We start from the raw sequence: 12829 nt of genomic DNA on the forward strand, positions 1-12829 counted from the left end.
GCTAACCACAAAGACCGATGATGCAAAAAAATATTTTTTCGCAAACGCGAGTCAAACAGTAAATCTTGCTTCAATTAATATGACAACCCTTGCTAATGTTCCAGTTCCTATTCCTCCATTTGAAGAACAAAACGAAATCGTCCGCCGGGTGGAAGCCCTTTTCAAAACCGCTGATCAGGTGGAAGCCCGGTATAAAAAAGCCAAATCCCAGGTGGACAAACTTACGCAGTCGATCCTTGCCAAAGCCTTTCGCGGCGAGTTGGTGCCCCAGGACCCCAATGACGAACCGGCCTCGGAGCTCCTGAAACGGATTAAAGCGGAAAAAGCGAAAACAATCGCTGAAAGCAAGACTATAAAAATGACAAAAAAGACAACCCGGCGTAGAAAAAGCAGCGGTTCACTGTGAAAGCTCCAAATATGTACTGAAAATCTCCCCCGGCCCCTCTTTTCAAAAGAGGGGGGGTATTCCTCCCTTTGCCAAAGGGAGGACAGGAGGGATTTTTATACCGCTATTATCCTAAGACGATTAGATGGAGGGCGTTCCGGAAATTGCTGCCGAAGTTGCAACCTTTTCGGTGCTGTCTCATCTTTTTATAAATGTTCCTAAATAGGGAACAATTATATTGACATCCATTAGGGAACATCTTAATATATGCACATCATATCCCGGAAAAAATTAAAGGAATTTTGCGAAAGACCGGACGGCAGGGATGCCGAAGCTCCTCTGGATGCATGGTGGTACGAAGTGAAAAGGGCAAACTGGGAATCACCATCAGATATCAAAGATAAATACCGGTCGGCAAGCATCCTGAAAGACAACCGGGTGGTATTTAATATCGGAGGCAATAAATATCGATTGGTCGTCAAAATCAACTATTCCACCAAAGCGGTATTTGTCCGTTTTGTGGGGACACACAAAGAATATGACCGGATCGATGCGGAGGTGATCTGATGATCAGCCGACTCATTAAAACAGAAAAAGATTACAACCTTGCATTAAACCGTATCGAGCAGCTTATGGATGCAACATCCGGCTCCCCGGAAGCGGATGAACTTGAGCTGTTGACTGCCCTTGTGGAAATGTATGAGGATCAACACTTCCCCATGGATTTGCCTGATCCTGTTGAAGCCATCAAATTCAGGATGGAGCAGCTCGGGCTGAAACAGCAGGACCTGGTCCCCTTTATGGGAAGTCGCAGCAAGGTATCCGAAGTTCTGAACCGCAAGAAACCTCTGACGCTATCCATGATGCGGGGACTTAATAAGGGATTGGATATTCCGGCAGAGGTGCTTCTGCGGGAGCCGGGGGCGGTTTTCCCTGAAGGATTCTCTGATTTAGAGTGGTCCCGATTTCCGGTAGTGGAAATGGCCAAACGGAAATGGATTCCCGAAATCGATGGTTGTACGGATAAGAATGAGGAGTTGATGCGCGGTTTTATCAGCCGGGCAGGTGGTATTGAAGCTGTTGCCGGCGCCTGTTTGCGACAGGGATTTAGCGCCCGCATGAACGCCAAGGCGGACAAATATGCCGTTTCAGCCTGGTGTTTAAGGGTGCTGGAAAAGGCAACTGCGAGGCCGCTGGAACAAAAATACGATAAGGGGGTCTTAAGTTCCTCAGCACTTAGGGAGATTGCAAAATTGAGCTATTTCAGCAATGGTCCCCTTTTGGCCCGTGAATATCTGGAGAAACAAGGTATTCATGTAATCGTTGTCTCTCATTTGTCCAAAACCTATCTGGATGGCGCGGCCATGCTTTTGCCGGACGGCTCCCCTGTGGTAGGCCTTACCTTGCGCTACGACCGTCTTGACAATTTCTGGTTTTGTCTTTTGCACGAACTTGCTCACATTATTAAGCATCTTTCAAAAAACAAACAAATTATCGTTGACGATCTTGATCTGCGTAAACATGAGCATGCGGCCGCCGATCCTGTTGAACAAGAGGCCGATGAACTGGCCTCCGCTTCTCTGATACCGCCAAAGTATTGGGAAAAAATAAACACGCGCCCGATTCCTTCCGCCGAAAAAGTAAAAGCCCTGGCAGAAAGTCTTAAAATTCATCCGGCCATTATAGCCGGTCGAATACGATATGAATTGAATAACTTTCGGATTCTTTCACAACTTGTCGGGCATGGAAAAGCGAGGATGCTTTTTGAAACGAATGGGTAGAATTCATCATCAAGGATTGAATTCGGCATGAAGAAAATAAAAGACATACCAATATCCGACCGACCGCGTGAAAAACTTCAGCAAAAAGGGGCTGCGGCATTATCCGATCAGGAACTGCTCGCCATCCTTTTGGGCAGCGGCACTAAAACGCATGATGTCATGACCCTGTCCAATCGTATTCTGAAGGTTATGGACAAAACCAGCGCCAGTCCCACTCTTAAAGAACTTCAGAGCATCGAGGGCGTCGGTCCGGCCAAGGCCACCCTTATTGCCGCAGCTTTTGAATTTGCCCGCCGGCGCATTCGTCCGGAAGGGTTAAAAATATCCTTCCCTCCGGATGTCTTGCCGCTGATCCGTCACATAGCCGACCGCAAACAGGAGCACTTCCTCTGTGTTTCCCTCAACGGCGCCAACGAGGTCATTGCCACCCGCACTGTTTCCGTGGGCCTGGTCAATAAAACCCAGGTGCATCCCCGCGAGGTGTTTGCCGATCCCATCACCGACCGGGCGTCCGCCGTCATCGTGGCCCACAACCACCCCACCGGCAACCTGACCCCCAGTAAAGATGATGTTGAAATCACGAAGGAACTGAAGCGAGCCGGTGAAACCCTGGGCATCAAACTGCTTGACCACATCATTTTCAGCCATAAGGGGTATTATAGTTTTTTGGAAAAAAATGAACTTTGAACCTGATCACAAACAACAAATTTGCCGGTTAAATAAAAACGGTGTTGATTTAGATCTGTAAATTTGATTTTATCAGGAATCAAATGGCAACCGACCCCACTTTGATATATCATATAACCCATAAGGATAACCTTGGAAGGATTCTTTCAAATGGAGGACTGGTTGCGCAAAGCCAAATCAGCAAAGCAGATTTAACTTATTGTAATATTGCTCATAATTCCATCCAAGACCGGCGTTCTCAAAAATCAGTCCCATGTGGTCCAGGGGGATGCCTTCATGATTATGTGCCTTTTTATTTTGCCCCAAGATCACCGATGCTTTATGCGATCAGAATGGGGAATGTAACTGACTGCACAGCAGGTCAATCCGATATCGTATATTTAGTTTCAAGCGCCCAAAGAGTGAAAGCTGCGGGCATAGAATTCGTTTTTGCAGACGGCCACGGTATCATGGCTTTCTCAGAATTTTTTGATGATTTGAAAGACCTCGATGCAGTTGATTGGGATATTATGAGTGAAACATATTGGACAGACACATTAGAAGATCCTGACCGAAAAAGAAGAAGGCAGGCTGAATTTCTGGTTTGCCAAAGATTCCCATGGACCCTAATTGAAGAGATTGCTGTTATGGACAGCCATGTTGAATCAGAAGTAGAGACTATAATTTTAAGGGCTTCCCACAAACCTCCCGTAATTATTAGACCAGCTTGGTATTATTAAAAGGAGGGCAAGATGATTAAGCTATCGGAAGGAAATTTATTGGAAGCAAAGGCCGAGGCGTTGGTCAACACCGTCAATTGCGTAGGAATCATGGGGAAGGGTATTGCCCTTCAGTTCAAACAGGCATACCCGAAGAATTTCGAGGAATATGCCAAAGCCTGTAAAATAGGACAGATACGAATTGGTCGCATGTTTGTGCATAAAAGAAATGAAATGTTTTATCCTAAATATATAATCAATTTTCCGACCAAGAGACATTGGAAAGGCGGGTCACGGATTGAGGATATTGAGTTAGGCCTCAAAGATTTAACAAAAAAGGTAATAGAGCTGAAAATAAAGTCGATTGCGATTCCGCCGTTGGGATCAGGATTAGGGGGGTTGAACTGGCGGGATGTAAAAAAACGAATTAATGAAGCTTTTGAAGATATTCCCAATGTTGAAATCCTTCTGTATGAACCAAAAGGTGCACCAAAAGCTGATGAAATCCGAATCTCGACCTCAAGGCCAAGCATGACTAAGGGAAGGGCTTTATTAATCAGGTTGTTAGAAGTTTATAAAAGTCAGGGATATCGCCACACATTGTTAGAAATTCAGAAATTAATGTATTTCTTGCAGAAAGCAGGGGAAGATCTCAAACTCCGCTTTATGCGAAAAAAATATGGACCTTACGCCGAGAACCTTCATCACGTATTACAAAGAATTGATGGACACTTCATAAGGGGTTATGGCGATAGGAGCGGCGGTTCCGAGATATACCTCCTACAGGGAGCCGTTGAAGAAGCAAGATCGTCTCTTGAAGAAGATAAAGAGGCTAAAGAACGGCTCGAAGCTGTTGCCCGACTCATAAGAGGTTTTGAAACACCTTACGGCATGGAGCTTCTTTCTACAGTGCATTGGATTGCTATTGAATATCCTGAAGCTGCAAAAGATCCAGAAATAGCCGTAAGGAAAATCCAGGACTGGAGTTCCAGAAAAAAGCTTAAAATGAAACCTCAACATATCAAAAAAGCATGGGAAAGATTGAAAGAGGAAAAGTGGCTCAGTGCGGCCTAACCAAATATAAAAATTTCGTTCTGGAAAGTCCTTAATTTTTTTCAGATTATCTTAGAATAGCCCTCTATTTGATCGCAAATCAGTTATATCCCCAGGTACGCTTTTTTTTAACGGATTCATTCGAAAGCAGATTGGCGGCGAACTCCGACGGGATGGCGGTGCCACGGTGCGATGGTCGCCGGCGTTGGCGTACTCTGCGTCGGGTGAACCCGGCGCGACAGCGGATACGGGTTAGGTGCTGCCCCAGGGCTTGATGGCTTCCTTGAGCTTGTGGTAACCGTCGATGTAGCGCGGACGGTTGCCGCTGTAAATCCGGTCGAACGTCGCCAGTTGCGCGTCCAGCCATCCGGCCAGCTCGGTGTTGCCCGGATTGGCGGCCTTGTAGGCCTCGTTGATCAAGACAAAGTGGATGCGCGGATCGTAAGGCTGTTTTTCGCCGCCGACCGTTTCGTCCCCCGCCAGCAGGCGCAAGAGCATCGCGTCCGCAGAACCTAGGGTTTGTTCGAAAATCGGCGCGCCTTGCATGCGGTACATGACGCTGGTCATGTCCTTGCCGTTGGTCATGGTGAACCCCATATCCTTCCAGACATTTTGCATCTTGGCGCCGGTCTTGACGTGGTCAAGGACCATCTGGCCCCAGTCACGCAGCACATCGGGGGCGTCCGCCATCAGGTCCGTGAGCCGGTCGCCGTCAAGGTCAGTGGCATATATGATGCAGTTGCGCTGCCGGATCATGTCGTGCAGCAGGAGCCCGAAATTGGTGTCCGAGATGTGTTCGTAAATTTCTCCCCCCCAGCTTTCCATGCCGGCCTTGAAGTCCTTGGGCAGCAGCGCAACGATGGCATCGACGTTGGCTTTATGCTCCTCGTAGGCATCCACCGCGTACTGACGCTGGAGCTGGAACCGGGTGCCTTTCAGCAGCCAGCGCATGATGCCGGCGTTGACGGCGTCTTCCTGGGCCTGGGTCGGCTTGGTGGCGACCCGGCCGATTTGGCCGGTCTCATGGACCATTTTCAGAAACAGGCGCGCGGCGTACGCCATCCGGATGCCCGGGGTGTTCATTTCAGAGTGGATGGTGCCGGTGGCGCGGTCGACGCTGAATTTCTTCTTGTCCTGGGAGTAGGGCAGGCCGGGCATGAAACGGATGCTGGTAATCGAGCCATAGGGCCGCACATTGCAATAGACGCCGGCGGCGGTGCGCAGCGGGGCGTTGCCCGACTTGCCGGTCACCACCACCTTCCGGCCGTTTTCGTTAACCATAAAGTCGCCGGCCGTCGACCACTTCAGCGCGGTATAGTCGAGCTTGCCGAACCACTCAAGGGAGGCCAGTTTCGTGTCGTGCCGGAACTGGGCCATCATCGGCACACCTAAGAACGGCAGGCCGAGGACATCCAGGGCCATCAATGTGCCGTTCAGGGCGAACCGGTCGGTGAACGCATGCGCCACCGGCTTTACGCCGCCATGGGGGTTGCCGCCTTCCCAAATGATGGCACCGGTGCAGCCCCGGGGCTGCACCTTGGAGCGTTTGTAAATGCTGTCCAGATACTTGAACAGGTCGCCGCTTTCTTCTTTCTGTGCGATTTTGAGCAGATCCAGTCTTTCCGTCATTATTCTCAGTCTCCGTTTTGAATAAGAATTCCCTTTCTGGAAGGGAATGCATCAAAAATTTATGGGTCTGTGTAGCGCTCGTGCCGTCCGCAACATATGCCAGTTTATCGGTTGCAGCAACAATTAGGACGCAATTACCAAAAACAAGTTGTGGAGTCAATCGCAGTTTTTGTACAACCCCGATGACCTTTGGAGATCCCCGCTTTTGCGGGGATAATTTTCAACAAGGTTTCTCAGCTGATCATTCGAGAGATAGCGGCTTTGACCGGATAGACAGGGGCGACCCCATCATAATCCGCAGAGGGGATTATATTTAAAACCGGGTTGAAGGGGGGATGGACGTGTGGTGACGGCTATTTTTTTAGTCCCCGCCTGTCGAAATTCCGGATAGACCATCCCGGCGCCGGTCGCATGGACAGGCGCCGGGGTGCTTGGATCAGGACGAGCTCCTGTTGAACAGCATGAACGGCTTGAAAATTTTCAATAATCCATTAAGTTACACCAGTTGATCCGAGAGTTTCAACTCGGCGGCAAGCTGCCGGAGATTGGATACGACAATCGGTGCAAGGGGAATGCCTTTTTCCAGCCGTTCGTGAATTTGGTAATGCTCGATCTCGCCTGGCAGCCAGATGCGGTCGACCCCCTCCATGCGTTTGGATTCCCTGATTTCCCTGATCACCCGGTCCATCTCCTGTTTGAAGGCGTCAACAGGCTGGAAATTGTCCACGCGCATCGCCATGATCATATGACCGCTGTTGTTTCTGCTGGCGACGTCCTTGTTGAAGTCGACGACGTTCCGCCCGAAGGCCGCCCCGTTGAGCACTCCGGCCAGCATCCCGATGATGACATTCAAACCGTATCCCTTGTAATCTCCGATCGGCAGCAGCATTCCTTCCGACGACCGTCGGGGGTCCGTGAGCGGCTGACCTTTCCGGTCGATCATCCACCCGAGCGGGATCGATTCTCCCTTCTGGGCCGCCAGTTTTACCTTGCCGTAGGAGGTCATCGTTGTTGCGATGTCAAGGACGATGGGGGGTTCGCTTCCGGCGGGAATGGCAAAGGAGATGGGATTGGTGCCGAGAATCAGCTCGATGCCCCCCCAGGGCGCCATGTGGTTGGCGTTGGCTACGGTCATGTACATGCCGACCATGTCATGGGCAACCGGCATCGAGGAATAGACAGCGCCGGCCCCGGCATGATTGCCGTTGAAAGTGCCGACCCATGCCAGTCCCGATGCCTGGGCTTTTTGGATCGCAAGCTCTGTCGCAAAGTTCACCACCAGGTGGCCCATCCCGTTGTCTCCGTCCACGAGTGCGGTTACCGCGTTTTCCCGGACGGTATGAATATTCGGGTTGAGGTTGATTCCTCCCGCCTTGATCCGCTGACTGTAATGGTTCAGGCGGAAGATGCCGTGCGTATCCACGCCGCGCAGGTCTGCATCAATCATTCGGACGGCGCAAAGAGCCGCATCGGTCGGGGGAAGCCCCATGGCCGCAAAGGCGCTTGCGCCGAAATCCTCCAGCCGTTTTGCCGGGTAAATCCGTTTCTGTTCCTGTTCCGTCATTTCATTTCTCCTTCTGTGATCTCGACCGGACCCTTGGGCCTCTCGGCTGCTTTGGCAGTTCTCTGCAAGGTAAACAACGTGGATTTAAGCTGTAGTGTAATCTTATTAAATTCCCAGATACGCCTTTTTAACGGATTCATTGGAGAGCAGATTGGCGGCGGAATCGGTCAGGGTGATCCGGCCGGTTTCCATGACATAGCCGCGGTGGGCGACCTTTAGGGCCAGGTTCGCGTTTTGTTCCACCAGGAAAATGGTGGTCCTGTTTTCGCTGTTTATTTTTTTGATGATGTCGAATATGCGTTTGACCACCAGGGGCGCCAGTCCTAAGGAGGGCTCATCCAGCAAGAGCAGCCGCGGCTTGGCCATCAGTGCCCGGGAGATGGCCAGCATCTGCTGCTCACCCCCGCTGAGGGTTCCGCCGGCCTGATGCCGCCGTTCCGCCAGGATGGGAAACAGTTCAAAAATATAATCCAGGTCCCTTTTTATTTCCTCCCGGTCCTTTCGCAAAAAAGCGCCCATATCCAGATTTTCCAAAACGGTCAGATAAGGGAATATCCGGCGGCCTTCCGGCACCTGGCAGATGCCGAGGGATACGATTTTGTTGGGGGGCAGGCCATGAATGGGAGCACCCCTAAACAGGATTTCGCCGAAACGGGGCGGGACAATGCCGCAGATGGACATGAGCGTCGTTGATTTTCCGGCGCCGTTGGCGCCGATCAGGGCGATGATTTCACCCTCGGAAATGTCGATGTTGATCCCTTTCAAAGCCTGAATATTGCCGTAGAAAGTTTCGACATTCTTCAGTTCAAGCATCGGATTCGTCTCCGAGATAAGCCTTGATGACCGCCGGATTGTTTTTGATCTCCCGGGGCGTACCCTGGGCGATTTTTTTGCCGTAGTCCATGACAACGATTCGGTCCGACAGGCTCATTACCAGTTTCATGTCGTGTTCGATTAAAAGGATGGAGACGCCCTCCTGATCCCGCAGCCGCACAATCAGCAGGTCCAGCTCCCTTGTTTCCAGGGGGTTCATGCCGGCGGCCGGTTCATCCAGCAGCAGAATAAACGGATCGGTGGCCAGCGCCCGGGCGATTTCAAGGCGCCGCTGGGCGCCGTAGGGCAGATTTTTGGCAAATTCATTTACAAATTTTGTCAGCCCGATTTTTTCAAGGATGCTGTAGCTGTCGGCCACAACCTGTTTTTCTTCCGCAATCGTCGATTGGGGCCTGAAAACAGCGCCCATAATCCCTGCGGACATTCGGCAGTGGCGGCCGATCATGACGTTTTCAAGGACCGTCATGTTGGGAAACAGGCGGATATTCTGAAAGGTGCGGGCCAGTCCCTGGGCGGTGACCTGGTTGGGTTTTAAGTTGTTTATTTTTTTTAGCTTTTTCCCCGGAGGCGTGATCAGCATTTCGCCGCTGGTGAGGGGGTACATGCCGGTGATGCAGTTAAAAAACGTGGTTTTGCCGGCGCCGTTGGGGCCGATCAGGGCAACGATTTCACCCTGAAAAACCTCGAGGTTCAGGCTGTCCAGGGCCCGTAGGCCGCCGAAATCCTTGGTCAGGTTTTTAACTTCCAATATGGGATGTGCAACATTATCGTTTTTCATTATTATCGCCAAGCGCTTCGAACTGGTAAGTTCGGCGAACCGTACTGATAATGCCGCCGGGCCGAAACACCATCATGGCCACCAGGATGATGCCAAAGAGCAGCGTCCGGTATTCCGAAAATGCGCGCAGGTATTCCGGCAGCAGTATCAGCGTTAAAGCCCCGGTAATGACGCCGACAATGGAACCCATACCGCCCAAGACAACGATGCAGAGGATAATGATCGACTCCCAGATGGTAAAACTGGCCGGGTTGATGAAGGTGGTTTTGGCCGCAAATACGACCCCCCCCATCCCGGCCCAGGTGGCGCCGAGGGCAAAAGCGGTCAGTTTCGTTCGGGTCTTGTCGATGCCCATGGCCTGGCAGGCAATTTCATCTTCCCTTAACGCAATCCAGGCCCTGCCGATCCTGGAATCCTGCAGCCGGTTGACCACAAAGATCGTAAAAATGACCATCCCGATCATCAAAAAGTAGATAAAGATAGTGGATTGATGCAGGGAGAAATCGATGCCGAAGAAGCCCGGGCGGGGGATATTGGCGATGCCGCTGGGGCCGAAGGAAAAATCGTTCCAGTTTTCCAGGACCAAACGGATGATTTCCCCGAAACCCAGGGTGACAATCGCCAGATAGTCTCCGCGCAGGCGCAGAACCGGAAACCCCAGCAGGATGCCGAAAAAAAATCCCATGCCGGCGCCGATGGGCAGAGCGGCCCAGAAACCGATGCCGAAGTGGTAATTCAGCAGGGCATAGCTGTAGGCACCGACAGCATAAAAAGCCACATAGCCAAGATCGAGCAGCCCGGCGAGTCCCACCACGATATTGAGCCCCAGCCCGATGACGATATAGATCAGCGCATTGACCATGATATTGGTTTGGTACATTGAAAAGAGAAAGGGGAATGCGATGGTGAAAAGCGCCAGAACCGTCAGCGCCGGGATGAGAACTTTTGGTTTGTCAAAGGCCGATTGGAGCAAGGATTTTCCGGGTGCCGATCCGGATTGAACCTTTTTTTGCCCGGTTTCTTTTCGCTTGATGAGGTAACGCCATAAAAAGGACAGAAAAAAGCTGCCGACACCCACAAAAAAGAGGTTCCACCAGCGCCACTCTACCGTCTTATAGATCGTATTCACCCGGATGACCATGACGGGAAAGGTCAGAAACATGAACCAGATGGAAGTCAGCAGGGATTTTCTTATTTCTGCAAGACTTGGCATCATGCAATCACACCTTCTCGGTTTCGGATCGACCCAGGATACCGGAGGGTCTGAAAATCAGAATGAATACCAGGAATAGAAATGCAAACACGTCTTCATAATCGCTGGAAACATATCCGGTAAAAAAACTCTCGGTCCAGCCCAGGACCAGGCTGCCCAGGACTGCCCCGGGAATACTGCCGATGCCGCCCAGGACCGCCGCGACAAAGGCCTTAATGCCGGCGATGAAGCCGATGTAAAAATTGATCTGTCCGATATGGGAGGCGATCAGCACCCCGCCGATGGCGGCCGTGGCCGAACCGACGATAAAGGTAACCGAGATAACGCGGTTGACGTCCACCCCCACCAGCATGGCCATATCGCGGTCTTGGGCCGTGGCCCGCATGGCTTTGCCGATTCTGGTAAATTTGATCATCAATGTCAGGAGAATCATGACGGCGGTGGTTGTAATCAGGATGACGATTTCCGAAGACCGGATAATGTGGGCGTAGGGCGCAAGAAATTTAAATTCCGGGATCAGACTGGGAAAAGGCAGAAAGTCGGATGTCTGGGCCAGCAGGACATAATTTTGCAAAAACAGGGACATGCCGATGGCGCTGATCAGGGCGGACAGTCTGGGGGCATGCCGCAGGGGCTTGTAGGCTAACTTTTCAACCGTAAAGCCGTACGCGCTGGAATAGACCACTGCCACCAGGGAGGCGATTACCAGGATCGCCACCTGATTCCAGCCCAGCAGTGTCAGTACGCCGGCCACGATCAGGGCCGTAAACGCCCCGATCATATAGATTTCACCATGGGCAAAGTTGATCAGCTGGATAATGCCGTACACCATGGTATACCCCAGGGCGATCAGGGCATAGATGCTGCCGCGCGTCAAACCTCCCAGTAAAAGTTCGAGAAAGTAATCCATATGAAAAAATCATAAAAAATCAGGGGGCAGGCACATCTCCGCCCGACCCCTGATTTTTTTTCAAGTAACAGGATTATTTAATTTCAACATAAACGCCATTTTTGACTTGATACATGGAGAACCCGACGCCGGTGGCATCCCCTCTGTCATCAAAGTGGATTTTCCCCAGCGGGGTTTCGACATCCTGGGTGCGAAGCGCTTTGGCGACGGCGTCATAATCCGTTGAACCGGCCTTTTCAATGGCATTCAGAAGGGCCTGGGTTGCGGCGTAAGCATTCAGGAAAAATGCGCCGGGATCCGAACCATAGGCTTTTTTATGGGCTTCATTGGCGGCAATCGCCATGGGGTTTTGAGAAACATCTTTCGGGCCGGTGGCGTAAACCCCTTCCGCGTATTTGCCGGCGACTTTGATAAAGGTGTCGTCCTTTACGCCGTCATCGGAGATAAAGACGGTTTTCATCTTCTTTTTGCGCATTTGGGTGACGATCTTGGAAGCTTCCGGATGGTAGCCGCCGAAGATGACTGCGTCGGCATTGGCGCGTTTTATTTTCTGAACGACGGCGGAATAGTCCACCGCGCCGGGCGTAATGCCTTCATAGAGAACCACTTTGGCCCTGGAATCTTTTTCCAGAAATGCTTTGGCAAATTCTGCCAGCCCTTTGCCGTAGTCGCCCTTGTCATGAAGCACGGCTATTTTTTTCAGCTTCAGGGTGTCCAGGGCAAAATCAACTTCCAGTCGTGCCTGGGCGTCATCGGACGCGATGGTTCGGTAAAAGTTGGGATAATCGCCGCTTTGGGTCAGGGCCGGGTTGGTGGCCGAGGGGGACATGGCGATAATTTTGGAATCCTTGTAGATGCCGAGGGCTGCCTTGGTGGCGCCGCTGCAGATATGGCCGATAACCACATGCGCTTTCAGGGATACCAGCTTGGTTGCCGTGTTGGTGGCCACTTCCGGCTTACAGACATCATCTTCCACCAGCAGCTCGACCTTTCTTCCCAAAATGCCGCCCTTTGCATTGACATCCTTGACCACCAGCTCTGCGGCCTTTGTGGTGGGGATGCCGTATGATGCCAGGTCGCCGCTATGGGGACCGGCGACGCCCAGCCGAATGGGCTCTGCTGCGAAAGCATTTCCCATGAACATCAAAATCGATACCCATACGATCAATGATACTGCTATCGGGATTCTTTTGGTTAACATAACGCCTCCTTTGTGAAAAAAAATGAAATGTGAGTTTCAAATAGGGCTCGTCCAAATTTTTTCTATATACCATAAAGCTTACAAGTCAAGCAAAAG

The 12829-nt window shown here is 51.3% G+C and carries 13 protein-coding genes; 6 read left to right on the forward strand and 7 right to left on the reverse strand.

Translation table 11 applies throughout. The annotated features are described in order from the left end of the window. The 6 genes from P1P89_02755 to P1P89_02780 form a co-directional block, all read left to right on the forward strand. The coding region (locus tag P1P89_02755) for a restriction endonuclease subunit S (GenBank protein ID MDF1590411.1) at positions 1-406 on the forward strand (406 nt) is incomplete at its 5' end. Between the two features lie 246 nt (positions 407-652). Further along, positions 653-952, forward strand: a complete 300-nt coding sequence (locus P1P89_02760) for a type II toxin-antitoxin system HigB family toxin (GenBank protein MDF1590412.1) — start codon at positions 653-655, stop codon at positions 950-952. Beyond that, positions 952-2166: an ImmA/IrrE family metallo-endopeptidase gene (locus tag P1P89_02765; protein MDF1590413.1), complete on the forward strand. Its 1215-nt coding sequence runs from the start codon at positions 952-954 to the stop codon at positions 2164-2166. The genes P1P89_02760 and P1P89_02765 overlap by 1 nt, the downstream gene beginning before the upstream one ends. A 27-nt stretch (positions 2167-2193) precedes the next feature. Next, the gene (gene radC / locus P1P89_02770) at positions 2194-2853 is read left to right on the forward strand and encodes a DNA repair protein RadC (protein ID MDF1590414.1); all 660 of its coding nucleotides are present in this window, start codon (positions 2194-2196) and stop codon (positions 2851-2853) included. A gap of 83 nt (positions 2854-2936) precedes the next feature. Continuing rightward, positions 2937-3572 carry a DUF4433 domain-containing protein gene (locus P1P89_02775; GenBank protein MDF1590415.1) on the forward strand — a complete coding sequence of 212 codons (636 nt, stop codon included), beginning with the start codon at positions 2937-2939 and terminating at the stop codon, positions 3570-3572. Positions 3573-3584: 12 nt separating this feature from the next. Beyond that, positions 3585-4625 (forward strand): macro domain-containing protein, encoded by a 1041-nt coding sequence (locus P1P89_02780; GenBank protein MDF1590416.1) that lies wholly within the window; start codon positions 3585-3587, stop codon positions 4623-4625. 231 nt (positions 4626-4856) lie between these two features. Here P1P89_02780 and P1P89_02785 read toward each other — a convergent pair whose 3' ends face one another. The 7 genes from P1P89_02785 to P1P89_02815 form a co-directional block, all read right to left on the reverse strand. Further along, entirely contained in the window at positions 4857-6233 is a 1377-nt protein-coding gene (locus tag P1P89_02785; GenBank protein ID MDF1590417.1) for a hypothetical protein, read from the reverse strand. Positions 6234-6729: 496 nt separating this feature from the next. Continuing rightward, entirely contained in the window at positions 6730-7797 is a 1068-nt protein-coding gene (locus tag P1P89_02790; protein MDF1590418.1) for an Ldh family oxidoreductase, read from the reverse strand. A gap of 105 nt (positions 7798-7902) precedes the next feature. Further along, the gene (locus P1P89_02795; protein MDF1590419.1) at positions 7903-8610 is read right to left on the reverse strand and encodes an ABC transporter ATP-binding protein; all 708 of its coding nucleotides are present in this window, start codon (positions 8608-8610) and stop codon (positions 7903-7905) included. After that, positions 8603-9409 carry an ABC transporter ATP-binding protein gene (locus P1P89_02800; protein ID MDF1590420.1) on the reverse strand — a complete coding sequence of 269 codons (807 nt, stop codon included), beginning with the start codon at positions 9407-9409 and terminating at the stop codon, positions 8603-8605. The genes P1P89_02795 and P1P89_02800 overlap by 8 nt, the downstream gene beginning before the upstream one ends. Beyond that, positions 9396-10622, reverse strand: a complete 1227-nt coding sequence (locus tag P1P89_02805; protein ID MDF1590421.1) for a branched-chain amino acid ABC transporter permease — start codon at positions 10620-10622, stop codon at positions 9396-9398. The genes P1P89_02800 and P1P89_02805 overlap by 14 nt, the downstream gene beginning before the upstream one ends. A gap of 7 nt (positions 10623-10629) precedes the next feature. Beyond that, positions 10630-11532, reverse strand: a complete 903-nt coding sequence (locus tag P1P89_02810) for a branched-chain amino acid ABC transporter permease LivH (GenBank protein ID MDF1590422.1) — start codon at positions 11530-11532, stop codon at positions 10630-10632. A 73-nt stretch (positions 11533-11605) separates the two neighbouring features. Next, positions 11606-12733 carry a branched-chain amino acid ABC transporter substrate-binding protein gene (locus tag P1P89_02815; protein MDF1590423.1) on the reverse strand — a complete coding sequence of 376 codons (1128 nt, stop codon included), beginning with the start codon at positions 12731-12733 and terminating at the stop codon, positions 11606-11608. Positions 12734-12829 lie beyond the last annotated feature (96 nt).

This window comes from Desulfobacterales bacterium (assembly GCA_029211065.1).
Lineage (GTDB): Bacteria > Desulfobacterota > Desulfobacteria > Desulfobacterales > JARGFK01 > JARGFK01.